Genomic DNA, 24031 nt, shown 5'->3' with positions numbered 1-24031 from the left:
GATCGTGGGCGTGACGAACGGAGATGATCGTGGGTAAGGCCGGCAAGGGCGGAGGCGGGCCGTCCAGATGGGCGGGCGTGCCGCGCTGGGCCCGGGTCTGCACCGTCTTCGGTGCCGTCCTGATGCTGCTCAGCGGCGCGGTGCTGGTCGGCGCCGAGGCGCTGATAGCCCGCTACGAGGGCGCCGTCGGCAAGGCCGACCTCTTCGGCGACCAGGCGGCCGGGGCGAAGGAACGCAAGAGCGACATCAAGGGTCCCCTCAACATCCTGCTGGTGGGCATCGACCCGCGCAGTCCGGAGATGCCGCCGCTGGCCGACTCGGTCATGGTGCTGCACGTGCCGGCGGGGATGGACCGCGCCTACCTCTTCTCCATGCCGCGTGACCTCATCGTGGAGATCCCGGAGTTCAGTCGCGCGGAGTTCGGCGGCGGCACCGACCGGCTCAACGCGGCCATGTCGTACGGCAGCCGGGTGCCCGGCGGCAACCCGGACGCGGCGCGCGGCTTCGAGCTGCTGGCCACGACGGTGCAGAACGTCACCGGCATCACGCGCTTCGACGCCGGCGCGATCATCAACTTCAACGGCTTCAAGAAGATCGTCGACGCGATGGGCGGCGTCGACATGTACATCGAACGCGAGGTGCGCTCCGAGCACCGCGAGCCGGACGGCAAGCACCGCAAGGGCAACCCGAACGGCGAGGGCTACGTCGGCCCGCAGGCGGTCTACAGGAAGGGCAACCAGCACCTCAACGGCTGGCAGGCGCTGGACTACGTCCGACAGCGTTACCCGAAGAACGGCGTCCCCGACGGCGACTACGGCCGGCAGCGCCACCAGCAGCAGTTCGTCAAGGCGATGGCCGGTCAGGCGCTCAGCGCCGACGTGGTGACCAACCCGGTCAAGCTGGACCGGGTGCTGCGGGCGGCCGGGGAGTCGCTGATCTTCAGCGGCCGGGGCCACAGCGTGGTCGACTTCGGCCTGGCGCTCAAGGACATCCGCCCGGAGACGATCCAGATGGTCAAGCTGCCGGGCGGCTCGGTCACCGAGAACGGCAAGTACCGGGGCGAACGTTTCCAGCCGGCCGTGGACGACTTCTTCGCCGCCCTGCAGAAGGGGCAGCTCGACGCGTTCCTGCTGGAGCACCCCGACTTCCAGAACAAGGCGAAGTAGCCGTGGCGCAGGTCTCGCCACCCGCGTTGGGGACGCACCGGCGGCACGACTAGACTTTCGACAATCCGCCGCCGCAGCAAGGAGACAGCGTGGCAAAGCAGCTTCACGTCGAGCTCGTAGCCGTCGAGGAGAAGGTCTGGTCCGGCGAGGCCGAGATGGTCGTCGCCCGCACGACCGAGGGCGAGCTGGGTGTGCTGGCGGGGCACGCGCCCCTGCTCGGCCAGCTTGCCGAGCCCGGCCAGGTGCGCATCAAGCTTCCCGGCGGCGAGCAGGTCTCCTACGAGGTGGCCGGCGGATTCCTGTCGGTGACCGGCGAGGGCGTCACCGTCCTGGCCGAGAGCGCCACTCCGGTGTCCGCCGCGCAGAGCCGCTGAGCCGAAGCGCCGATGGAGATCGTCGAGGGGATCGGAATCGGCGTCGCCGTCATCCTCGGCGCACTTCTGATCCTCTTCGCCCGGCGGGCCGTCGTCACCCGTAGCGGGGGCATCATCCGGCTCGGTGTCCGGACCTCCACGATGCTCGACGGCCGCGGTTGGTCTCCTGGCTTCGGTCGCTTCGTCGGCGACGAACTCCGCTGGTACCGGCTGTTCAGCTTCGCCATCCGGCCCACCCGCGTGCTCTCCCGCAAGGAGTTGGCCGTGGAGCGGCGAAGGCTCCCCGAGGGGCAGGAGCGCCTCTCGATGCCCGCCGACTGGGTCATCCTCCGCTGTACGAGCGAGCACGCTCCGGTGGAGATCGCCATGGCCCGGTCGACCGTCACCGGGTTCCTCTCCTGGCTCGAGGCCGCCCCTCCGGGGGCGGTCTCGCCGCGTATGGCCTCCCAGGACTGGCCCGCCGCCTGACCGTGCCTCGCCGTCGGGGTTTCCGCCGGGGCCCACTCGCTCCGGGCGGTCAGGCTTGATCCCTCCGCGAGCGGGCCCCGGCGGAAACCCTCTCCGTGTTGCGGTCCGTCGGACGGGCGGGGTTCGAGCTTGCACCGTTACCGGTTCGGGGAGGCGACCAGTTCCACCTCGTACCCCTGGTTGTCAGTGAGGTAGGCGGCGTACGTGTCGGTGCCGCCAGCGTGCGGATGGCGGTCGGGGAAGAGCAGCGTCCAACCGTGTGCCGGCGCGGCCTCGACAAGCCGGTCCACGGCCGTCGGCGGGCCTGCGTGGAAGGCCAGGTGGTTGAGGCCGGGAGCCAACCGGTCGTGCCGCCGCCCGCGCAGGGCCGGCGACTGCTCCAGCACCAGGTACGTCGGGCCGAGCCGCCAGGAGCGGCCGGTCGGCCACTCCTGGAACGGCGTCCAGCCCAGCTCGCCGAGCAGCCAGCCCCAGCCGCGTGTGGCGGCGTTCAGATCGGGCACCCAGACCTCGACGTGGTGCAGCGTGCCCACCGGGGTCTCCGGCGGGCACGAGGGCCGTATGGTCAGCGGTTACCGCCGGGCACCCATAGCACATCTCCGTCCGGATTTGCCGTTCTTGACAGGATAAAGAGCAGGTCGGAGAGCCGGTTGAGATACTTTGCCGGGAGCGAGCTGGTCCGATCGGGGTCGTGCGCGACCAGTGCCCACGCCGCCCGCTCGGCGCGCCGGGCGATCGTGCGCGCGACGTGCAGCAGCGCCGCACCCGCGGTGCCGCCGGGGAGGATGAAGGAGTCGAGGTTGCTCAGGCGTGCGTTGTACTCGTCGCACCAGCCCTCCAGACGCTCGACGTACGCCTCGGTGACCCGCAGCGGCGGGTACTTCGGATCGGGTTCGACCGGGGTGGCCAGGTCGGCTCCCACGTCGAACATGTCGTTCTGGATCGACGCCAGGACGGCGCGCAGCTCGTCGTCGAGCTGCCCCAGGGCGAGCGCCACGCCGATAGCGGCGTTGCACTCGTCGACGTCCGCGTACGCGGAGATGCGCGGATCGTTCTTCGGCACCTGCTCGTTGTTGCTCAGCCTGGTCATGCCGGCGTCGCCGGCCTTGGTGTAGATGCGCGTGAGGTGGACGGCCATGACGCACAGCCTACGGACAGCGGACCTGACGATCCCGGAGCGCCCGGGGGGCGCCGCCCTCAGACCGGTCGCAACGGGCCCCGGCGACGCCCGGGACCCGGCGGTCGACGACCTCGACGTCATCCGGGTGCGCGGTGACGCGCGCCTCGCCGGCACGGTGCACGTCGTCGGGGCCAAGAACTCGGCGTTGAAACTGATGGCCGCCGCGCTGCTCGCCCCGGGGCGCAGCGTGATCACCAACGTGCCGCGGATCACCGACATCGCCATCATGGGCGAGGTGCTGCGCCGGCTCGGCTGCGGCGTCCGGTTCGACGCCGACGAACCGGTCGACCCGATGGTCGCGTACGACAGGGTGGCCCGGTCCAGGTCGGTCGTCATCGACGTGCCCGAGCGGCCCGGCGCCGAGGCGGACTACGACCTCGTACGCCGGCTGCGCGCCTCGATCTGCGTGCTGGGCCCGCTGCTGGCCCGCCGGGGGTACGTGCGGGTGGCCCACCCGGGCGGCGACGCCATCGGCTCGCGGGGCCTGGACATGCACGTCTCCGGGCTGACCCGGATGGGCGCCGAGATCTCCGGCGAGCACGGCTTCGTGATCGCGTCGGCGCCGCACGGGCTGCACGGCGCGGAGATCGTGCTCGACTTCCCCAGCGTCGGGGCGACGGAGAACCTGGTCATGGCGGCGGTGCTGGCCCGGGGGCCGAGCCTCATCGACAACGCCGCCCGCGAACCGGAGATCGTCGACATCTGCACGATGCTGAACCAGATGGGGGCGCGGATCTCCGGCGCGGGCACCTCCACCCTGCACATCGAGGGGGTGCCGGGGCTGCGGCCGGTGCGCCACGCCACGGTGGGGGACCGGATCGTGGCCGGCACCTGGGCGTTCGGTGCGGCGATGACCCGGGGGGACGTGACCGTGACCGGCGTGGAGCCGGCGTTCCTGGAGGTCGCGCTCGACAAGCTGGTCTCCGCCGGGGGCCTGGTGGAGACCCGGGGCGACGCGTTCCGGATCCGGATGGACGACCGGCCGAAGGCGGTGGACGTCGTCACGCTGCCCTACCCGGGCTTCGCCACCGACCTGCTGCCGATGGCGATCGGGCTGGCGGCGGTCAGCGACGGGGCCTCCCTGATCACCGAGAACATCTTCGATGGCCGGTTCATGTTCGCCAACGAGATGATGCGGCTGGGCGCGGACATCAAGACCGACGGCCACCACGCCGTGGTCCGGGGCCGGGAGGTGCTCTCCGGCGCGCCCGTACGCGCCACCGACATCCGGGCCGGCGCCGGGCTGATCATCGCCGGGCTCTGCGCCGAGGGGGTCACCGAGGTGTCCCACGTGCACCACGTGGACCGGGGCTACCCCGACTTCGCCGCCGACCTGCGCGCGCTCGGGGTCGAGGTGGAACGGGGGACCGCGCCGCAGGAGCCGGACCTGACCATCTGAGCCGTCGCGCCCGACCGGCACCTCGCCATCCGGGGCTCGGGGATCCCGCCGGGGCCGTCACCTCCGGCCACACGCCTTAGCATCCGTTCAGGCCCGCCGACTAGGGTGCTGGCAGACACTCAATCAGGCGAGGGAGAAGCAGATGGCGGGTCGACTCGCGGTCGTCGGTGCCGGGCTGATGGGCTCGGGCATCGCCCAGGTGGCGGCGCAGGCGGGCTGGCAGGTGACGCTGCGGGACCTGGACGACGCGGCCACCGGGCGGGGCATGGACGGCATCCGGAAGTCGCTGACCAGGTTCGCCGAGAAGGGCCGGATCGAGGCGTCCGAGGTCGAGGCGACGATGGGCCGGATCACCCCCACCACCGACCTGGAGGCGGCGGCAGACGCGGACATCGTGGTCGAGGCGGTCTTCGAGCGGCTGGAGATCAAGCACGAGGTGTTCCGCGCGCTGGACAAGATCTGCAAGGCCGACGCGGTGCTCGCGACCAACACCTCGGCCATCCCGGTGACGCAGATCGCCGCGGTGACCGAGCGCCCGGAGGCGGTCGTCGGCACCCACTTCTTCTCGCCGGTGCCGATGATGAAGCTCTGTGAGCTGGTGCGCGGCTACAAGACCAGCGACGAGACCCTGGCGACGGTGAAGACGTTCGCCGAGGAGATCGGCAAGACCGTCGTGGTGGTCAACCGCGACATCGCGGGCTTCGTCACCACCCGGCTGATCGCGGCCCTGGTCGTCGAGGCGGTCAAGCTCGTCGAGTCGGGCGTGGTGTCGGCCGAGGACCTGGACACCGCCTGCCGCCTCGGCTTCGGCCACGCCATGGGGCCACTGGCCACCACGGACCTGACCGGCGTGGACGTGCTGCTGCACGCCTCGAAGAACATCTACACCGACACGGCGGACGAGAAGTTCTTCCCGCCGGAGCTGCTCCAGCGCATGGTCACCGCGGGCGACCTGGGCCGCAAGAGCGGCAAGGGCTTCTACACGTACTGACGGGCAGCCGGGGGTGCGACGTCCCCCGGCCGCTCAGCGGACCGCCTCCGCCGGCGCGGGGGCGGTCCGTCGCAGCCCGGCGGTGAGCATCAGCGTGGCCGCCAGCGCCGCCGTGGCGAGCAGCGCGACGGCCCAGCCCGCCGGGACCAGGTCCGCGACCGTGCCGGCGAGCACGGCACACAACGCCTGCGCGGCCATCATCCCGTTGTGGTGCAGGCCCAGCACCTGGCCCCGGCTCTCCGCAGGCGAGTGGGCGACCAGCCGCTCCTGCAACGGCAGCCCGGCGGCGAATCCCACCGAGGCGACGACCGCGACCAGCATGGCCAGCGGCAGCGTCGGCGACAGCGCGAAGACCAGGTAGGGCAGGACGAGCAGCAGCCGCAGGGCGGGGACCAGCCGGTTGCGCCGGGCCGGCGGCAGGAACCGTCCCACCACGACGTCGCCCGCCAGCATGCCGAGGGCCGCGGCGGCGTAGAGGAAGCCGGCGCGGTCCCCGGCGTACGGCACGAACAGCGCCTCGCAGCCGACGACCAGGCCGGGCGGCAGCCACAGGTTGAGCAGGAGCGAGCGGCGGCCGGGATCCGTCCACAGTTCCCGGTTCACCCGGAGCGTGCGCCCCACCGTCGTCCGGGCGGTGGCCCGGGCCGGGCGCTCCGAGATCCCGAACCACCCGATTGCCGCCGCCACCGTCCGCAGCACCGCCGCGAGCAGGAACACCTCGTACGGGTCCAGCCAGACCAACAGGACGCCGCCCAGGCCGAAGCCGGCGATCTGCATCGCCCCGACGCTCGTGTTCATGGTGGACCGGCCCAGCACGTAGGCGTCGGCCGGCAGGATGTCGGTGAGCAGCGCCCACCGGGCCCCGGACGTGATCGAGCTGACGTACGCGCCGGTGAAGATGATCGCGAACCGGGCCCACAGCGGCAGGTCGGGCACGGCCTGGAGTGCCGCTCCGGCGGCGACCAGCACGGCGGCGAAGGTCAGCGCCCGGCGGGGCGGCAGGCTGTCCGCGGCCGACAGCAACGTCAGGCTGCCGAGCACGCCGGCGAGGGGCGCGCCGAACATGCTCAGCGCGGTGAGCAGCGCCGAGCCGGTCGACGCGTAGGTCAGCGAGCCCAGCGCCAGTGCCGACGTCGTGTGCGCCGCGATTCCCGCGCAGTTGGCCAGGAACAGGTTACGGAACTCCCGGACCGCGAACAGGTCTGCGTACGTTCTCACGGGCACGAGCGTGTGGGGTGCCGGGTGGATCTCCTAGAGTTACGTCTGGAGGCGAAACATGGCCGTCTGGCAGGTGCCGTCGGATCTCCTCGCGCGCAGCCGCTTCACGGTCTCGCCGATGGTCGACACGGTCGCCGCGCTGCGCGCGCTGTACCACCCGCGTAACCCGTGGCAGCGGGCCTGGCGGGAGCTGCACGTCGCGGCGTTCCTACGGATGCTGGCCGGTCGACCGGTGGCCCGGGCGCTGCTGCCCGCGTCGTTCCACCCCCGGTGGACCGCGGACTTCCTCACCGTCGCGCCCGCCTCGCCGGAACCGACGTTCGCGGCGGAGCTGGCGGCCGTCGGGCGGTTCTCCGACGAGCGGATCCGGACCGACCTGCGCGCCACCCGCCCGGAGCCGCTCGCCGCCGAGTTGCTGGCCGACGGCCTCGCCGGGCAGGTCGTGGAGCTCCTCGACTGGGTCTGGACGCACACCGTCGAGCCGGAGTGGCCGGAGCGGGAACGCCGGCTGCGGGCGGACATCGTGGCCCGCACCGCCGCGCTGAGCACGGGCGGCTGGGCCGGGGTGTTCGCCGACCTCAACCGCAACGTGCGCTGGCTGGGCGACGGCCGGCTCCAGGTCAACGACTACCCGGAGCCGCCGCTGTCGCTGGACGAGGCCGAGCAGCTCGTCTTCCTCCCAGCACACTGCCGTCGGGGCTGGGTGGTCTGGGACAAGCCGACCCGGTTCGGGATGGTGTACCCGGTGCGCGGGATCCTGGTCGATCCCATCTCACCGGCACCCGACGGGCTCGCCCGGCTGATCGGCGCGAACCGGGCCGACATCCTGGCCAGGCTGGACACGCCGCTGAGCACCTCGCAGCTCGGGGTGGTGACCGGGCTGTCCCTCGGCACGGTGAGCGGCCACCTGCGGGTGCTGCTGGACGCGGGCGCCGTCGGCAAGCGGCGGTCCGGGCGCGAGGTGCTCTACTGGCGTACGTCGCTCGGCGACGCGCTCACCGCCGGCGGGTGAGCGGGGTCGCCCGGCCGCCGGCGGTGCGGGCTGCCCGTCCGGGTCAGCCGTCGCGCTTGGTGGTCCAGCGGAACGTGGTCAGGCAGAGCACCAGGCCGATCACGCACCACGCGACGAGGACCAGGGCGACGCGGTCCAGCTCGAACGAGCCGCCGGGCTCGCGGGCGCCGAAGGCCGCCGGCAGGAAGACCGAGCGCAGGCCCTGGCACATCCACTTGAGCGGGAAGATCGCCGCCACCTGCTGCATCCACGTCGGCAGCTCGGTGAAGACGAAGAAGACCCCGGAGATGAACTGGAGCACCAGCGCGACCGGGGTGACCACCGCTGAGCCGCTGCGGGCGGTGCGCGCCAGCGACGAGATGGCGATGCCGCACAGCGTGCAGGCGGTGACGCCGAGCACCGACACCCAGCCGAAGGTCAGCCACTTCGCGGCGGTGGCGGGCAGCTCCAGGTCGAACAGCGCCACGGAGACGGCGAGCAGCAGCACGGTCTCGGCGATGCCGATCGCCACCACCATGATCACCTTGCCGGCGAACCACACCCACTTCGGCATCGGCGTGCCCCGGTAGCGCTTGAGCACCCCCCGGTCCCGCTCGATCGGGATCCAGATACCGAGGTTCTGGAAGCTGACCGTCATCAGGCCGGTGGCGATCATGCCGGTGATGAAGTACTGGGTGTAGCTGACCCCGGGGGCGATCTCGTCGTCGAAGATCGCCGCGAAGATCAGGATCATGATGATCGGGAAGCCCATCGTGAAGACGACGGACTCCCGGCTGCGCAGGAACTGGGTGATCTCCAGCCGGCTCTGCCGCAGGCTGAGGGTGACCGGGCCGGGGCGCCGGGCCGGTGCCGTGGTGGCCGGCGCGGCCGGCTTCGTCGTGGTGGTCATCGGTGTCCGATCATGCGCAGGTAGATGTCCTCCAGGGTCGGCCGGGTCACCGTCAGGCCCGGGACCTCGCCGCCGAAACGCGCCGCCAGCTCCGCCACGAGCGCCGTCGGCGTCGCGCTCTCCGCCGTCCGTCGCGCACCCTCCGGCGTACGCCAGGAGACCGTGGCCAGGGCCTCCCGCCGGTTGCCGAGCTGGTCGGGCGGGGCCACCTCGACCACCCGGCCGCCTGCGATCACGCCGACCCGGTCGGCGAGGGCCTCGGCCTCGTCGAGGTAGTGGGTGGTGAGCACGATGGTGGTGCCGGCGGCGGCCAGGTCGCGGATCAGCTCCCAGAACTCGCGGCGCGCCTCCGGGTCGAAGCCGGTGGTCGGCTCGTCGAGGAAGAGCAGCTCGGGGCGGCCGACGATGCCGAGCGCCACGTCGAGCCGGCGCTTCTGCCCGCCGGAGAGGGTGTGCGTACGCGCCTTGGCCTTGCCGGCCAGCCCGACGCGCTCGACGACCTTGTCCGGATCGTCCGCGTCGGCGTAGAAACCGGCGAAGTGGCGCACCACCTCGGCGACCGTCAGCTCGTCGAACTCGCCGGTGCCCTGGAGCACGATGCCCACCCGGGAACGCCAGTCGGCTGCCGGACGGGCCGGGTCGCTGCCGAGGACGTCGACCTCGCCGGCGTCGCGCCGCCGGTAGCCCTCCAGGATCTCCACGGTGGTGGTCTTGCCGGCGCCGTTGGGGCCGAGGAGGGCGAAGACCTCGCCGCGGTGGACGTCGAGGTCCACGCCCGCCACGGCGACGTTCTCGCCATACGCCTTGCGCAGCCCCCGTACGGAGATCGCCAGCTCGTCATGCATGTGTCAAGTGTGCGACCTGGCCGCGGCGGCGGGCCGGCCGGGGTGTGGTGGTCGCGCCCATGTCGGGTGCTTCGCACCCGGGTTTCCACTCCATGGAGCTGTGTGGTTTTCCACAGCTCTGGTGACTGAACGGTAACTTAGACTCCCGCCATGGACGAGAAGGCTTCCCCCGGCCGGCTGCCCGAGCGCGACCGCCCCTGGGTGATGCGCACGTACGCCGGGCACAGCTCGGCGGCCGCGACGAACGCGCTCTTCCGCCGCAACCTGGCGAAGGGGCAGACCGGACTGTCGGTCGCCTTCGACCTGCCGACGCAGACCGGCTACGACCCCGACCACGAGCTCGCCGCCGGGGAGGTGGGCCGGGTCGGCGTCCCGGTGGCACACCTCGGCGACATGCGGGCCCTCTTCGACGGCATCCCGCTGGCCGACATGAACACGTCCATGACCATCAACGCGCCGGCCATGTGGCTGCTCGCCCTCTACGGCACCGTCGGCGCGGAGCAGGGCGCCGAGCTGTCCCGCTGCTCCGGCACCACCCAGAACGACATCATCAAGGAGTACCTCTCCCGGGGCACCCACATCTTCCCGCCGGCGGCGTCGCTGCGGCTGACCGCCGACGTCGTGGCGTACACGCTGCGCGAGATGCCCCGCTGGAACCCGGTGAACATCTGCTCGTACCACCTGCAGGAGGCCGGCGCGACGCCGGTGCAGGAGGTCGGCTTCACGCTCTCCACCGCCGTCGCCGTGCTCGACGCGGTCCGCGACTCGGGCCAGGTGCCCGCGGACCGGATGGGCGACGTCGTGCAGCGGATCTCCTTCTTCGTCAACGCCGGGGTGCGCTTCGTCGAGGAGATCGCCAAGATGCGCGCCTTCGGTGCGCTCTGGGACGAGATCACCCGCGAGCGCTACGGGGTGCGGGACCCGAAGCAGCGGCGGTTCCGCTACGGCGTGCAGGTCAACTCGCTGGGCCTGACCGAGGCGCAGCCGGAGAACAACATCCAGCGCATCGTGCTGGAGATGCTCGGCGTGACCCTCTCCCGCGACGCCCGCGCCCGCGCCGTCCAGCTGCCCGCCTGGAACGAGGCGCTCGGCCTGCCCCGGCCGTGGGACCAGCAGTGGTCGCTGCGGATGCAGCAGGTGCTCGCGTACGAGTCGGACCTGCTGGAGTACCCGGACCTGTTCGAGGGCTCGCACGTGATGACCGCGCTGGTCGACGAGATCGTCGCCGGCGCCCGGGTCGAGCTGGAGAAGGTGCTGGAGATGGGCGGCGTGGTGGCCGCCGTCGAGTCCGGCTACCTCAAGAGCGCGCTGGTCGCCTCGCTGGCCGAGCGGCGTCGCCGGATGGAGTCCGGCGCCGACGTGGTGGTGGGCGTCAACCGGTTCACCGAGACCGAACCGTCGCCGCTGACCGCCGCCGGCGCCGAGTCCGTCGAGCAGGTCGACCCGGCCGTCGAGGCGGCGGCCACGGCCTCCGTACGCCGGTGGCGAGCCGGTCGGGACGACGCGGCGGTCGACGCCGCGCTGGCCCGGCTGCGCGCGGACGCCGCGACCACGACGAACCTGATGCCCGCGACGCTTGAGTGCGTGCGGGTCGGGGTGACCACCGGCGAGTGGGCCGGGGCGCTGCGTCAGGTCTTCGGCGAGTACCGGGCGCCCACCGGCCTGACCGGGGCCGCCGGGGCCGGTGGCGACGCGACCCTGGTCGCCGTCCGGGAGCGGGTCACCGCCACCGCCCGCGAGCTGGGTAGCGGCCGGCTGCGGCTGCTCGTCGGCAAGCCGGGGCTCGACGGGCACTCCAACGGCGCGGAGCAGATCGCGGTACGCGCCCGCGACGCCGGCTTCGAGGTCATCTACCAGGGCATCCGGCTGACCGCCGGGCAGATCGTCGCCGCCGCCGTGGAGGAGGACGTGGACCTGGTGGGCCTCTCGGTGCTCTCCGGCTCGCACCTGGCGGCGGTGCCGGCGGTGCTGGACGGTCTGCGCGCCGCCGGCCGGGCGGACCTGCCGGTGGTGGTCGGCGGGATCATCCCGGCCGGCGACGCCGAGCAGCTCCGCGCCGCCGGGGTGGCCCGGGTCTTCACGCCCAAGGACTTCGCCCTGACCGGGATCATCGACGAGCTGGTCACCGTGGTGCGGGAGGCCAACGGCCTGCGCTGAAGGAGGGCCCCCGGCGAGGAGGTGCGTCGCCAGGGGCCCTGTCCGTCGAATGGTGCGGCCTCGCCCGGGGTACGCGCCGACCCGGCGCGCCCCGTGCCCGGTCAGCGGCTGACGTAGGTCATGCAGTCGGCCATGTCGTTGTCGGGACCGACCTTGATCGACGGCGCGTGGCATTCGAGCTGCTCGTTGTGTCGGCAGTCCGCGCGCTGACAGGCGCCGACCTGTGCGGTCATGCCGCCGTCCACCCCGCCACGCACCGACGGCATCTCGATGAAGGTGTGGCAGTGCGCGTGGTCCGGGCTGCCGATGGTGATGGCGAAGGCGTGGCAGTCGTTGGTGTGGTTGTACGAGCACGCCGCCACGACACATTCCTGGACGCGGGGCATCTCCACTGCTGCGGTCATGGTGACCTCCTATAGAGTCTTGCCCCGATTTTAGGCTTTTGTAGGTTTTGCCGAACCCGGTTCAGCCCACCCCGAGCACCTCCGACAGCGGAGCTGGCTCAAGGCCACGCTCGGCGAGCCCGGCCAGGATGTGTGGCAGCGCCTCGTCCGTCATCGGCGCGTTCGCCTCCGTCACGTGCAGGACGATCACCGAACCGGGACGCACCCCGTCCAGCGCCGCCCGCACCACCGGCCGCCAGGACTTCGCGAACGGGTCCCCGCTGACCACGTCGCCGTCGACCACCGTCACCCCCAGCGGGGCCAGCGCGGCCAGCGCCTTCCGGTCGTGGCACAGCCCGGGGAAGCGGAAGTACCGGGTCTGTCGCCCCCCGTACGCGGCCACCACGTCGAACGTCCGGGCCACGTCCGCGGTCATCTCCCGCTCCGCGATGCGGGGCAGGCCGTAGCAGTCCGGGGTGAAGGCCAGGTGCCCGTACGTGTGGTTGGCCAACTCGAACCGCGGGTTGCCGGCGATCCTGCGGGTCACGTCCGGGTACTGCTCCACCCACTTGCCGGTGAGGAAGAAGGTGGCCGGCACCCGATCCCGCTCCAGCAGGTCGATGATCTTCAGGTTCGCGTACGACCGCACGGCACCGCTGCGCAGCTGGTACCGCATCGCGTCCGTCATGTCGGCGTCGAAGGTGAGCGCGACCTTGTTCCCCGTACGCGGCCCGTGGTCGACGACGGGCGGCCTGGTCCCGACCGGAGTCGCGCCGGGGACCGTCGCCGCGGGCGCGGCAGGGTCCGTGACCGTCGGCTGCGGGGCGGGGTCCGCGGTCGTCGGTTGCGGGGCGGGTGAGGTCTGCGGGGCTCGGCCCCCTGCCGCGACGCGGACGATGCCGGCACTGGCCGGCGTACGCACCGGTGCCGGGGCGGCGAGGAGGGCCGCGGCGGCGACCACGGCGGCGACGGTCGCGACGAGCGGAACGCGGGGGATCTTCACGTGCACCGGGAGATGATGTCAGCGCCCGACAGTTCCTGTGTGCCCGCCGTGGGGTGGTTGCGCTGCGTCGTGTGGCCGCCGTGGGGTGGATGTGCGGTGCGTCGTGGTGGGGGCGGTGCGTCCGTGGGGTGGGTGTGCGGTGCGTCGTGGGGTGGGTGTGGCCCGCCGTGCCCCGCTCCGCCCGGGGTCGATCATGCAGCTGTGGTGGGCGTCGTGCCCTGAATTGCGCCCTTCTTTGGGCGCCACAACTGCATGATCGACGCCTGCCGGCCTGCCGGCCTGCCCGCCTGCCCGCCTGCCCGCCTGCCCGGGTGCTCGGGGAGACCTTGGTAGGTAAGGGCCCCCTGAGGGGCGTTTACCTGCCAAGATCTCGGAGGTGCCGGCGGGGCCGGTGCGCCGGTTGTGTTCCAGCAGCGTCCGTCCTCGGGTTGGGGCACCGTGGAGCAGATCACCGACCCGGAGTACTCGACGACGGCGTTCCTGAAGGGCCTCAAGCAGGTCGACGGGTGGCAGGACATGCCCCTGACGAAGGCGGCGCAGACCGTGCAGGTGTCGGCGTACCCGGACCACTACGCCCAGTGGGAGCAGATGGCCGCCGACCTCGTCGCCGAGCACTGGAACAGCTGACCCGTACCCCCGTGGTGAGAACCAACGCCCGACTGGCCGGACCCCGCACCTCGGGGCCCCGGCCAGTTCGGCGTCTGGACGGCCTGTGCGTGCCGTGCAGGCCCGGTGTGGTCCGCCGCGCTCCGGTTGCGGGTCCCGGCGAGGATGGGGCCATGTCTGCGTGGAACAAGTGGCGGGGCCGTCTGGGCGCGGTCCTCGGTGCGGTCGGGCTCTCGGTGTTCATACCGGTCGCGGCCTGGGCGTCGTCGGGCAGCGGCGAGATCGTGGTGCGGGCGGGACAGAACGCACGCCCCGCCAAGGCCGGGTTCGGTGGCTTCGACTGCTGCCTGATCGTGTTCTTCGGCATCGGTCTGCTGGTGGTGCTGCTCATCAAGCTCGCCCGCAACCGCCCCCCAGACTGACACCGCCACCGCCACCGCCCACCCGCCCTACCGTTGCACGTCTCGTTGATCGTGAAGTTCGACCACGCTCGGCGTCCGATTCTTTCGCCGCGCACGCTTCCCGCTGACTGCCGTGCCGCGAAACCTGTGCAGACGGTGCAGGTGTCGGTGTACCCCGACCACTACGCCCAGTGGGAGCAGCAGGCCGCCGACCTCGTCGCCGAACACTGGAACAGCTGACAGCAATGAATGAACGCCGCTGGCCGGCACCCCACCCGGGGTGCCGGCCAGACGCATGTCCGGAGTCGTCAGACGCGGAAGCCGGCGGCCCGGGCCGCCTGACGTTCCCGGCGGCGGTCGGAGCGGCGGCGCAGGAACCAGAAGAGGAAGGCGACGAGGCCGAGCAGGAACGCCAGCACCAGCACCGGCAGGATGATCGCCACCACCGACATGACCACGCTGGTGGCGTCCTCGGCGGTGCTGGCCACGGGAGCGCCGACGCCGGCCGTGGTCGCGTTGATGACCGGTCGGGCGGCGGACTTCAGCAGGTGCACGCCGAGGGCGATGACCACCCCGGTCACCACGGGGACCCATTCGTTCGACGAGAAGAAGCTGCCCGGGTCGCTGACCGTCACCGTCTCCGACGACGAGCCCGCGCCGAACGCCAGGCCGCCGGCGGTCGGCCGGACCACGGTCTGCACGACGTCGTTGACGTGGTCGACCACCGGCACCTTGTCGGCGACGACCTCGACGACCAGCAGCACGGCCAGGATCGCGATCACCCAGCCGTTGCCCAGCCACTGCCATCCGCCGGGCAGGTCGATCACGCTGGTGTAGCGGGCCAGCAACCCCATGGTGAGCAGGGGAATGTATGCGTTCAGCCCCGCCGAGGCGGCGAGTCCGGTACCGGTGAGAACTTCGAGCACCGTCTCAGCATGGCACCGGCACGCCAGTGCCGCTCGCTGGCGTGGGCCGGCGTCTCGGCTACCCTCGTCGGGTGCGGTTGGTCATTGCGAAGTGCTCGGTGGACTACGTCGGACGGCTCTCGGCGCACCTGCCGCCGGCCACCCGGTTGCTCATGGTGAAGGCGGACGGGTCGGTGTCGATCCATGCCGACGACCGGGCGTACAAGCCGTTGAACTGGATGAGCCCGCCCTGCCGGTTGGAGGAGGCCCCCGGCGTCTGGCGGGTCGTCAACAAGGCGGGCGAGGAACTGCGGATCACCCTGGAGGAGATCTTCCAGGACACCTCGTACGAGCTGGGCGTCGATCCGGGCCTGCGCAAGGACGGTGTGGAGGCGCATCTCCAGGAGCTGCTGGCGGCCAACCCGGAGACCCTCGGCGAGGGCTTCACGCTGATCCGCCGGGAGTACATGACGGCCATCGGCCCGGTGGACCTGCTCTGCCGCGACGCCGCGTCCGGCACCGTCGCCGTCGAGGTGAAGCGCCGGGGCGAGATCGACGGCGTGGAGCAGCTCACCCGCTACCTGGAACTGCTCAACCGGGACCCGCTGCTCGCCCCGGTCGCCGGGGTCTTCGCGGCGCAGGAGATCAAGCCGCAGGCCCGCGTGCTCGCGATGGACCGGGGCATCCGCTGCGTGGTCGTGAACTACGACAGGCTGCGCGGCATCGAGCGCGACGAGCTGACCCTCTTCTGAGGCGCCGCCCGCACTCCTCCCGCCCGCTCCGTCCGACGGTGGCAAGGGGGGACCGGCCTGTCCGGGCGTCAGCGGGGCGGATCCGCCGGACCGTCCGCGCGGACGGCGATCAGCGACTTGGGCAGGCCGGCCACCCGCTCGACGAGGATCCGCGAGTCGGGGAAGTAGTGCCGCATCTGCGAGCGGTCGAGCAGTTCCGTCCAGAGCACCTGGTGGATGGCCGCCTCGTGGGTGCGGGTCGGCTTGTGCCCGAGCGGCCAGCGGCGGGCGAAGGCGGTCCGCAGCCGTACGGGCAGGAACTGCATCCCCGGCGCGATCCAGTGCGGCTCGATGGGGAAGTAGCGGTAGGGCGTCTGCACCCAGTGCCGGTCGCCGAGGCCGCGTACGGCGTCGGCGAACCGCAGTCGCCGCTCGTGCCCGCCGACGTGTTCCAGCACGGAGTTGGAGAAGACCAGGTCGTAGCGGCGAGAGGTGATCCGGGCCGGCAGTTCGCAGGCGTCGGCGCGGTCGACCTCCGCCCACTCGGGGACGTCCGTGGGCGGCCGTTCCAGGTTGACCACGTGCACGCGCGCCGGCCGCACGTCGGCGCGGGTCCAGGTGCCGAGCCGGCCGCCCAGGTCGATGACGTGCATCTTCTCCAGGTCGGGGAAGGTCCGGGCCAGCCAGTCGGCGCGGCGACGGCGCTGCCGGGCACTCCACGACCGGTCGCTGTCGACGAGGTGGAAGCGCAATAGATGGGGGCGCATTTAACGCAATGTACCGCTCCCACCACGTTGGACACACGCGAGGGCGTTCGTGATCGGTTATCCGACACTCACCTGCCGTACATGACCTTGATGGCCTTCACGAGGCGGGCGACGTCGGCCGGCGTCCGCTCGAATGTCGTCGAGGGCAGCAGCGACCGGGCCCGCCGCCGGGTGATGGCCTTGGCGCGGCTGAACTCCCGCAGCCCGTCCTCGCCGTGGATGCGCCCGAAACCGGAGTCGCCGACGCCGCCGAAGGGCAGTGTGGACATCCCGGCGAAGGTCAGCGCCGAGTTCACCGAGGCCATGCCCGAGCGCAGCCGCCGGGCGATCGCCACCGCGCGCCGCCGGCCGAAGACCGAACCCCCCAGGCCGTACGACAGGGCGTTGGCCCGGTCGACGGCCTCGTCGGCGTCGCGGACCCGGTTGATGGTCAGGGTCGGACCGAACGTCTCCTCGCGTACGGCGGCGGAGTCCTCCGGCACGTCCACCAGCACGGTCGGCCGCACGTACGGCGCCTGGACCGCGTCCGCGCCGCCGAGCACGGCCCGGCCGCCCCTCGACAGCGCGTCGTCGATGTGCCGGCGGATCACGTCGAGTTGGCTCGGCATGGTGATCGGGCCGATGTCCGCGTCGTCCGGCCCGACGGTCAACCGGCCGGCCCGCTCGACCACCTTGCCGACGAAGGCGTCGAAGACCGGCTCGACCGCGTAGACGCGTTCGATGCCGATGCAGGTCTGGCCGGCGTTGGTCATCGCGCCCCAGACGCACGCCTCGGCGGCGGCGTCCAGGTCGGCGTCGGCGTCGACGATCATCGCGTCCTTGCCGCCCGCCTCCAGCAGCACCGGCGTCAGCGACTCGGCGCAGGCCGCCATCACCTTCCGGGCGGTCGCCGAGGAGCCGGTGAAGGCCACCTTGTCGACCCCGGAGCGGCAGAGCGCCGCCCCGACGTCGCCCAGGCCGTGCACCGCGGTGAACACCGGCTGCTCCGGCACCACCTCGGCGAACGTGTCGACCAGCCACTGACCGACGGCGGGGGTGTATTCGCTGGGCTTCAGCACGACCGCGTTCCCCGCCGCCAGCGCGTAGGCGGCCGAGCCGATCGGCGTGAAGACGGGGTAGTTCCAGGGGCCGATCACGCCGACGACACCGTACGGCTGGTATTCGAGGTGCGCGGAGAACTCGGCCAGGACGAGCCGCGAGCGGACCTGGCGGGGACCGAGCACCCGGCGGGCGTTGCGGGCCGCCCAGTCGACGTGCTCGACGGCGGAGACCACCTCGACGACGGCGTCGGCGACCGGCTTTCCGCCTTCGGCGTGCACCAGCTCGGCGATCTCCTCGATCCGCTGGGCGAGCAGGGCGCGCCAGCGCAGCAGCCGCTCCCGGCGCGCGCCGGAGCCGAGCGCGACCCACCACTCGCCGGCCTCGCGGGCCCGTTCGACGGCGCGGGCGACGTCCTCGGCGCTGGCGACCGGCAGGCGCCCGGCCTCCGCGCCCGTCGCGGGGCTCGTCGAGACCAGCCGCCCGTCCTCGATGACCGGGATACCCGGGACACGCACAGCCGTCATGACGGAAGTCTAGACCCGAGAACTACTCGCCGGTAGGGCCGCGGGCGTCGGTCCCGTCCGCCGGACCGGCCGCGCGGAAGCGTCCCCGGCCTCCCCGAACGCCCGTCCCGGTCGGGTCGTCGACGACGGCGGCCGCGCGCCGCCGGAGGGCCCCGGACGCCGCGGGCGGACCCGGTGGGCCGCGTCGTGGAACCGGGACCGGGTGGACGGCCGCCGGCCGGGCTTGTGATGATTCCTTCGCCGATGCGCGCCGAACCGCCGAACGCGGGATGTCCGGCCGGGGGCGCGGAGGTGACCATGCGGCGGTGGAGGGCGACTACCCTCTGATGGCAGGCTGGCGCACAGGGTGACCGTGCGGGGTGGAGGCGGACTGTCCATGGAGGAGCATCCGGAACTGAGACCGTTGTTGACGGTGGCCGGTGGGTCGATGCGGGGGCTGAGCGTCCGCGTCGGCCCCGAGCGGCAGGTCATCGGTCGGGCGCCGACCGCCGACATCGTGGTGCACGACGCCCACCTGAGCCGCCGGCACGCCGAGGTCTGGCTGACGGGCGAGGGGGCGGCCCTGGCGGACCTGGGCTCCACCAACGGCACCTGGCTGAACGACCGGCGGATAACCGGCGTGGAACGGCTGGCCGACGGGGACGTGATCCGGCTCGGCCGCACCGAGCTGCGCGTCTTCGATCCCGGTGTGGCGCGGACCGATCCCGTCGGGTTCAGCTTCAACACGCCGCGCCGGGACCGCCGCCCGACCCTGCCGCTGCCGATCGCGGCGCCGGCCGCACCGGGTGTCCACGCGCCGCCACCCGTGGCGGTCGCGGCGGTGCTGCCCGCCCCGTCCTGACCGGGCGGCGGCGGGTGCCGGCCCACACCTGCCGGCACCGCAAAGTGGCGGGGAGGCCCATGGACCCGCCCCGCGCCGCCGTGGCAACATCCGGCGGGTGGAGACCGGACAGCGGCTGGTGTCGGCGAACGGAATCACCCAGGCGGTACGGGTGGCCGGGCCGCCGGACGGCGTTCCCGTACTGCTGGTCCACGGCAACTGCTCGTCGGCGGCCTTCTGGGAGCCGTTGGTGCGACGGCTGCCGGCCACCCTCCGCGTGGTGGCGCCCGACCTGCGCGGCTACGGGCTCACCGCCACCGCCCCGGTGGACGCCACCCGGGGCCTGGGCGACTTCGTCGACGACGTCGCCGCGCTGCTCGACGATCCGTCCCTCTTCGCGCCCGGCGCCCGGCCCGTCGTCGTCGGCCACTCGCTCGGTGGCGGGGTGGCCATGCGGCTGCTCGTCGACCACCCCGACCGGGTGGGCGCGCTGCTGCTCGCCGCGCCCGTCTCGCCGTACGGCTACGGCGGCACCCGGGACCTGACGGGCACGCCGACCACGCCCGACTTCGCCGGGACCGGCGGCGGCACCGCCAACCTGGACTTCGTCAGGCGGCTGGCCGCCGGCGACCGGGACGCGGACGCGCCGACCAGCCCCCGCGCGGTGCTGCGGGCCAGCTACGTGGCGGACCCGGCGTCGCTCGGCGACGACGAGGAGCTGCTGCTGGACAGCCTGCTCTCCACCGCGACCGGCGACGACAACTATCCCGGTACGGCGGCGCCCTCGGCGAACTGGCCCGGCACCGCCCCGGGCCGACGCGGCGTGCTCAACGCCCTCTCCCCGGCGCACTTCCGCGTTGCCGACGAGCTGGTCGCCGTGGCCGGCAAGCCGCCGATCACCTGGATCCACGGCGACGCCGACGTGATCGTCTCGGACACCGCGATGATGGACCTGGCCCACCTGGGCTCGCTGGGCGTGCTGCCCGGCTGGCCGGGGGAGACGGCCTGCCCGGCGCAGCCGATGGTGGGGCAGACCCGTGCGGTGCTGACGCGGTACGCGGCGGCCGGCGGGGCGTACCGCGAGGTGCTGCTGCCCGGCTGCGGGCACAGCCCGCACCTGGAGCGGCCGACCGAGTTCGTCGCCGAGCTGCTGAGCCTGGCGGACGCGGTGCGCCGGCCGACGGAGTGAGCCTGGCGGGCGCGCCGGGCGACGGGCGGGTCGACCGGCCCCGCGGCGGGCGCGCGCAGCCCCGCTGGGCTCGTGAAATTTCCCACGGCGCCTCGACAACCCAGCGTCACGTGGCAGACTCGCGCGCATAAACTTAATGGTCGTTCACGCGACCGTGCGGAACATCGAGGAGGCTGGTCGTGGCGCGCGATTTCACCAGCGTGGGCGTTGTGGGGCTGGGCACCATGGGTGCCGGCATCGTCGAGGTCTTCGCGCGCAACGGGGTCGACGTCGTCGCGGTGGAGGTCTCCGAGGGCGCGTTGGAACGCGGTCGGGCCATCCTCACCGGGTCGACGGACCGGGCCGTGGCCAAGGGCAAGCTCGCCGAGGCCGACCGGGACGCGCTGCTGAGCCGCGTACGGTTCGCCGTCGGGATGGACGCGCTGCACTCGGTGGACCTGGTCATCGAGGCGGTGCCCGAGCACCTGGACCTGAAGCAGCGGATCTTCGCCGAGCTGGACCGGGTCTGCAAGCCCGAGGCGATCCTGGCCACCAACACGTCGTCGCTCAGCGTCACCGAGATCTCGGTCGCCACCACGCGGCCCAACCAGGTGATCGGCATGCACTTCTTCAACCCGGCCCCGGTGATGAAGCTGGTCGAGGTGGTCCGGACGGTGGTCACCTCCAGTGACGTGGTCGCCGACGTCGAGGCCCTGTGCAAGCGGCTGGGCAAGGTCGACGTCACCATCAGCGACCGGGCCGGATTCATCGCCAACGCGTTGCTCTTCGGCTACCTCAACCACGCCGTCGGGATGTTCGAGGCGCACTACGCCACGCGCGAGGACATCGACGCCGCCATGAAGCTCGGCTGCGGTCTGCCGATGGGTCCGCTGGCGCTGATGGACCTGATCGGTCTGGACACCGCGTACGAGATCCTCGACACCATGTACCGGCGCGGCGGGCGGGACCGCCGGCACGCCCCGGTGCCGTTGATCAAGCAGATGGTCACGGCGGGGCTGCTCGGCCGCAAGTCCGGTCGGGGCTTCTACACCTACGAGCGGCCGGGCTCCCCGGTCGTCGTAGCCGACGAGCAGACGCCGGTGGCGACGGAGGCCGCGCTCGCCGACGGCGCCCGCGGCATCGCGAAGGTGGGCATCGTCGGCTCCGGGACGATGGCCACCGGCATCATCGAGGTCTTCGCCAAGGCCGGCTACGAGGTCGTCTCGGTGACCCGGGGCGCGGAGAAGTCCGCCAAGGTCTTCGAGGCCGTCAGGACCTCGCTCAACAAGGGCGTGGTACGCGGCAAGCTCGGCGAGGCCGACCGCGACGCGGCGCTCGGCCGGATCAACTGGTCGGCCACCCTGGAGCACCTCGCGGACGTCGACCTCGTCGTCGAGGCCGTGGTCGAGGAGCTCAGCGTCAAGAAGGCCCTCTTCGCCAGCCTCGACGAGATCTGCAAGCCGGGCGTCGTGCTCGCCACCACCACCTCGTCGCTGCCGGTGATCGACGTCGCGATGGCCACCCAGCGGCCCGCCGACGTGGTGGGGCTGCACTTCTTCAACCCGGCGCCGCTCATGCCGCTGGTCGAGGTGGTGGAGACCATCCGCACCTCGACGGAGACCACCGCCACCGCCCGCGCCGTCTGCGCCGCGCTGGGCAAGACGGGCGTGGTCTGCGGCGACCGGTCCGGCTTCATCGTCAACGCGCTGCTCTTCCCGTACCTGAACGACGCCGTGAAGATGCTGGAGGCGAGCTACTCCACCGCCGACGACATCGACCACGCCATGAAGCTGGGCTGCGGCTACCCGATGGGTCCGTTCGAGCTGCTCGACGTGGTCGGCCTGGACGTCTCGCTGGCCATCCAGCGGGAGCTCTACCTGGAGCTGCGCGAGCCGGGCTTCGCGCCCGCCCCGCTGCTGGAGCACCTGGTCACGGCCGGCTACCTGGGCCGCAAGAGCGGCCGGGGCTTCCGCGACCACACCGGTCGATGAACGGGGTCAACACCGTACGCCGGTGACGGCGTCTGGTGGGTGTGACCTTCGAGGAGTACGTCAGCAGCCGGGGCCCGGCCCTGATCCGGCTGGCCCGGCTGCTGACCGGGAACGAACATCGGGCCGAGGACCTCACCCAGGACGTCCTGGCCCGCGCGTACGTGCACTGGCGGAGGATCGCCCGGGCGGACCGGCCGGACGTGTACGTGCGCCGGATGCTCGTCAACGCCAACAACTCCTGGTGGCGCCGGCGCGTGAACCGGGAACTGGCCACCGCTGACTTCGCCGAACGACCCCAGCACGGCGACCTGGGCGGCGAGACCGCCGACCGGGACGCCGTGTGGCGGCTCATCCTCGGGCTGCCGGACCGCCAGCGGGCGGTGCTCGTGCTGCGCTACTACGAGGACCTCGACGACGCCACCATCGCCCAGATCCTCGGCTGCTCGCCGGTCACCGTCCGCACCCATGCCATGCGGGCGCTCAACCATCTCCGGGAGCGCTGCGGCGTCCCGACGACGAACGGGAGCCGGCCGTGATCGACCTCGACGAACGGATCGTACGGACGCTGCGGGAACGCGCCGGGGGAACGGTGGACACCGACCGGCTCACCGCGCGGGCGGTGGCCCTGGGGCGTGCCCGCCGCCGACGTCGCCGCATCGGCGCGGCCAGCGCGCTGGGGGTCGTGGCCCTGCTCGGGTCCGCCGCCGTGGGCGCTCTCGGGCCGGTACCCGGGCCGCGGTGGCCGGGCGCCGAGCCGACGGTCGCCGTCGCCGCGCCGGCCCGGGTGCCCGGGGTGCCCGGCGCCGCCGCCCGGCCCGACCTCGTCGGCAACGACCCGCAGCTGCTGCACTTCACCGTGGACCCGGCCCGGGCCCGCTGGCTCACCTGGCAGTCCATCGCCGGGGCGGAGGGCGCCCGTCTCGACCTCGGCGGTGGCCGGCAGGTCGCGTTCGACCTCGCCCGGACGGTGACGGCGGTGGAGGACATGCGCCACGAGGGGATGACCTACCCGGCCGCGTCGGCGGGCGCCGACGCGTTCGACGGTCAGGTACGGCAGGTGCCCTCTCCCGGGCCGGGCGCGCAGCCCGGGTGGTTCCTGCGCTGGCAGCCGGTGCCCGGGCTCTACGCCCGGGTGTACACCGTGGCCGACGACGACTCGGTGCTGCGGGCGGCACAGTCGGCGCTGCGTCTCGACGCGGCGCACCGGTGCGCGTCCCCGCTGCGGCTGGGCGCGCTGCCGCCGGACGCCTGGCTCGCCGGCTGTGCGGTGAACGCGGTCGGCTTCCCGGATTCGCTCGACGTCGTGCTGCGCGTCGCCCGACCCGGCGGGCGCTGGATGCAGGTGCGGTTGGAGCACCACCGCGAGATGGCTGGCAGCCGTGCCGAGGGAAACCGGACGATCGGCGACCGGGCGGCCTACCTCTACCCGAAGGGGGACGAGCTGGAGCTGCTCGGCTTCCGGAAGGCGCACCTGACGGCCCGGTTCGGCTGGCCGAGCCACGGCTTCACCGAGGCGGACGCCGCCGTCGTGCTGGGCGGGTCGCGGGTCGCCGCCGACCTCGCCGACCCGCGCACCTGGGACTGACCGCGGTCGGCGGGGCCGGCCCGAGCGCCCCCGGGCCGGCCCCGCCGTCGGCCCGTACGCTTGGCAAGCGTGAGCCCCCGTCGCAACCGACCCCGCCGCGATGACGCCGCGCACCTCGACCCCGACCGGGCCCGCCAGGGCGTCGCCTCGGTGCAGCAGTGGCGCGACGGCGACTGGCAGGTACGCGGGATCAGCGGTGGCGCCTCCACCAAGACATACCGCTGCCCCGGTTGCGACCAGGAGATCCGGCCCGGGGTGGCGCACCTCGTGGCGTGGCCGGCGGACGGGCGGGGCGACCTGACCGACCGCCGGCACTGGCACAGCGGGTGCTGGCGGGCCCGGGACCGGCGCGGGCCGGCCGTGCAGCGCGGCCGTGGCGCTCCCCGGTACGGCTGAGCGATCTGGAT

At 72.8% G+C, this 24031-nt stretch carries 25 protein-coding genes and 1 pseudogene; 16 read left to right on the top strand and 10 right to left on the bottom strand.

Features of this window, described 5'->3' with window-relative positions; all coding sequences use genetic code 11:
* Positions 1-23 precede the first annotated feature (23 nt).
* The 3 genes from V6U77_RS07920 (at position 24) to V6U77_RS07910 (ending at position 2008) form a co-directional block, all read left to right on the top strand.
* Entirely contained in the window at positions 24-1166 is a 1143-nt protein-coding gene (locus V6U77_RS07920; RefSeq protein ID WP_334605564.1) for an LCP family protein, read from the top strand.
* Between the two features lie 89 nt (positions 1167-1255).
* Complete coding sequence (locus tag V6U77_RS07915) at positions 1256-1540, top strand: F0F1 ATP synthase subunit epsilon (protein ID WP_121399587.1); 285 nt, start codon at positions 1256-1258, stop codon at positions 1538-1540.
* Between the two features lie 12 nt (positions 1541-1552).
* Complete coding sequence (locus tag V6U77_RS07910) at positions 1553-2008, top strand: DUF2550 domain-containing protein (protein WP_334605563.1); 456 nt, start codon at positions 1553-1555, stop codon at positions 2006-2008.
* A gap of 137 nt (positions 2009-2145) precedes the next feature.
* Here V6U77_RS07910 and V6U77_RS07905 read toward each other — a convergent pair whose 3' ends face one another.
* Positions 2146-2541 (bottom strand): VOC family protein, encoded by a 396-nt coding sequence (locus V6U77_RS07905; protein ID WP_334605562.1) that lies wholly within the window; start codon positions 2539-2541, stop codon positions 2146-2148.
* Between the two features lie 32 nt (positions 2542-2573).
* Positions 2574-3146, bottom strand: a complete 573-nt coding sequence (locus V6U77_RS07900) for a cob(I)yrinic acid a,c-diamide adenosyltransferase (RefSeq protein ID WP_334605561.1) — start codon at positions 3144-3146, stop codon at positions 2574-2576.
* Between V6U77_RS07900 and murA the strand changes: the two genes are divergently transcribed.
* Positions 3145-4587 (top strand): UDP-N-acetylglucosamine 1-carboxyvinyltransferase, encoded by a 1443-nt coding sequence (murA, locus tag V6U77_RS07895; RefSeq protein WP_334605560.1) that lies wholly within the window; start codon positions 3145-3147, stop codon positions 4585-4587. The genes V6U77_RS07900 and murA overlap by 2 nt on opposite strands.
* A 142-nt stretch (positions 4588-4729) precedes the next feature.
* A complete protein-coding gene (locus tag V6U77_RS07890) occupies positions 4730-5578 on the top strand; it encodes a 3-hydroxyacyl-CoA dehydrogenase family protein (protein WP_334605559.1) in 849 nt (282 codons plus the stop codon).
* Positions 5579-5611: 33 nt separating this feature from the next.
* Here V6U77_RS07890 and V6U77_RS07885 read toward each other — a convergent pair whose 3' ends face one another.
* The gene (locus V6U77_RS07885; protein WP_334605558.1) at positions 5612-6796 is read right to left on the bottom strand and encodes an MFS transporter; all 1185 of its coding nucleotides are present in this window, start codon (positions 6794-6796) and stop codon (positions 5612-5614) included.
* Between the two features lie 58 nt (positions 6797-6854).
* On the opposite strand from V6U77_RS07885, the gene V6U77_RS07880 reads away from it, so the two are divergent.
* The gene (locus V6U77_RS07880) at positions 6855-7808 is read left to right on the top strand and encodes an ArsR/SmtB family transcription factor (protein ID WP_334605556.1); all 954 of its coding nucleotides are present in this window, start codon (positions 6855-6857) and stop codon (positions 7806-7808) included.
* A gap of 43 nt (positions 7809-7851) precedes the next feature.
* Here the strand turns inward: V6U77_RS07880 and V6U77_RS07875 are convergent, their stop codons facing one another.
* Together V6U77_RS07875 and V6U77_RS07870 are read right to left on the bottom strand one after the other, a co-directional pair.
* Entirely contained in the window at positions 7852-8697 is an 846-nt protein-coding gene (locus tag V6U77_RS07875; protein ID WP_334605555.1) for an ABC transporter permease, read from the bottom strand.
* Complete coding sequence (locus V6U77_RS07870) at positions 8694-9542, bottom strand: ABC transporter ATP-binding protein (protein ID WP_334605554.1); 849 nt, start codon at positions 9540-9542, stop codon at positions 8694-8696. The genes V6U77_RS07875 and V6U77_RS07870 overlap by 4 nt, the downstream gene beginning before the upstream one ends.
* 150 nt (positions 9543-9692) lie before the next feature.
* Here V6U77_RS07870 and V6U77_RS07865 point away from each other — a divergent pair, with 150 nt between their 5' ends.
* Positions 9693-11699, top strand: coding sequence for a protein meaA (locus tag V6U77_RS07865; RefSeq protein ID WP_334605553.1), 2007 nt, complete (start codon positions 9693-9695; stop codon positions 11697-11699).
* A gap of 101 nt (positions 11700-11800) precedes the next feature.
* Here the strand turns inward: V6U77_RS07865 and V6U77_RS07860 are convergent, their stop codons facing one another.
* Both V6U77_RS07860 and V6U77_RS07855 read right to left on the bottom strand, forming a co-directional pair.
* Entirely contained in the window at positions 11801-12103 is a 303-nt protein-coding gene (locus V6U77_RS07860; protein ID WP_334605552.1) for a DUF1540 domain-containing protein, read from the bottom strand.
* A gap of 61 nt (positions 12104-12164) precedes the next feature.
* Positions 12165-13091 (bottom strand): polysaccharide deacetylase family protein, encoded by a 927-nt coding sequence (locus V6U77_RS07855; protein ID WP_334605551.1) that lies wholly within the window; start codon positions 13089-13091, stop codon positions 12165-12167.
* A 396-nt stretch (positions 13092-13487) separates the two neighbouring features.
* On the opposite strand from V6U77_RS07855, the pseudogene V6U77_RS07850 reads away from it, so the two are divergent.
* A pseudogene (locus V6U77_RS07850) lies at positions 13488-13712 on the top strand (hypothetical protein); the annotation flags it as partial.
* 152 nt (positions 13713-13864) lie between these two features.
* A complete protein-coding gene (locus tag V6U77_RS07845) occupies positions 13865-14113 on the top strand; it encodes a hypothetical protein (protein ID WP_334605550.1) in 249 nt (82 codons plus the stop codon).
* A 287-nt stretch (positions 14114-14400) separates the two neighbouring features.
* Here the strand turns inward: V6U77_RS07845 and V6U77_RS07840 are convergent, their stop codons facing one another.
* Entirely contained in the window at positions 14401-15018 is a 618-nt protein-coding gene (locus tag V6U77_RS07840) for a DUF4126 domain-containing protein (protein WP_334605549.1), read from the bottom strand.
* A gap of 71 nt (positions 15019-15089) precedes the next feature.
* Here V6U77_RS07840 and nucS point away from each other — a divergent pair, with 71 nt between their 5' ends.
* A complete protein-coding gene (gene nucS, locus V6U77_RS07835) occupies positions 15090-15749 on the top strand; it encodes an endonuclease NucS (RefSeq protein ID WP_334605548.1) in 660 nt (219 codons plus the stop codon).
* Between the two features lie 68 nt (positions 15750-15817).
* Here the strand turns inward: nucS and V6U77_RS07830 are convergent, their stop codons facing one another.
* On the bottom strand, positions 15818-16495 hold the full coding sequence (locus V6U77_RS07830) for a methyltransferase domain-containing protein (protein ID WP_334605547.1): 678 nt from the start codon (positions 16493-16495) through the stop codon (positions 15818-15820).
* Positions 16496-16563: 68 nt separating this feature from the next.
* Complete coding sequence (locus tag V6U77_RS07825) at positions 16564-18060, bottom strand: aldehyde dehydrogenase family protein (RefSeq protein WP_334605546.1); 1497 nt, start codon at positions 18058-18060, stop codon at positions 16564-16566.
* Between the two features lie 376 nt (positions 18061-18436).
* Here V6U77_RS07825 and V6U77_RS07820 point away from each other — a divergent pair, with 376 nt between their 5' ends.
* The 6 genes from V6U77_RS07820 (at position 18437) to V6U77_RS07795 (ending at position 24020) form a co-directional block, all read left to right on the top strand.
* Complete coding sequence (locus V6U77_RS07820) at positions 18437-18901, top strand: FHA domain-containing protein (protein WP_334605544.1); 465 nt, start codon at positions 18437-18439, stop codon at positions 18899-18901.
* A gap of 97 nt (positions 18902-18998) precedes the next feature.
* Entirely contained in the window at positions 18999-20069 is a 1071-nt protein-coding gene (locus tag V6U77_RS07815) for an alpha/beta fold hydrolase (RefSeq protein WP_442934393.1), read from the top strand.
* Positions 20070-20248: 179 nt separating this feature from the next.
* Positions 20249-22039, top strand: a complete 1791-nt coding sequence (locus V6U77_RS07810; protein WP_334605543.1) for a 3-hydroxyacyl-CoA dehydrogenase family protein — start codon at positions 20249-20251, stop codon at positions 22037-22039.
* A 41-nt stretch (positions 22040-22080) separates the two neighbouring features.
* Entirely contained in the window at positions 22081-22575 is a 495-nt protein-coding gene (locus V6U77_RS07805) for a SigE family RNA polymerase sigma factor (RefSeq protein ID WP_334605612.1), read from the top strand.
* Positions 22572-23624, top strand: coding sequence for a hypothetical protein (locus tag V6U77_RS07800; protein WP_334605542.1), 1053 nt, complete (start codon positions 22572-22574; stop codon positions 23622-23624). Before V6U77_RS07805 ends, V6U77_RS07800 begins: the two co-directional genes overlap by 4 nt.
* 69 nt (positions 23625-23693) lie before the next feature.
* Positions 23694-24020 carry a hypothetical protein gene (locus tag V6U77_RS07795; protein ID WP_442934392.1) on the top strand — a complete coding sequence of 109 codons (327 nt, stop codon included), beginning with the start codon at positions 23694-23696 and terminating at the stop codon, positions 24018-24020.
* Positions 24021-24031: the final 11 nt, after the last annotated feature.

It is taken from the genome of Micromonospora sp. CPCC 205546, from assembly GCF_036902715.1.
Lineage (GTDB): Bacteria > Actinomycetota > Actinomycetes > Mycobacteriales > Micromonosporaceae > Micromonospora.
This window is presented reverse-complemented; position numbering and strand designations above follow the sequence as displayed.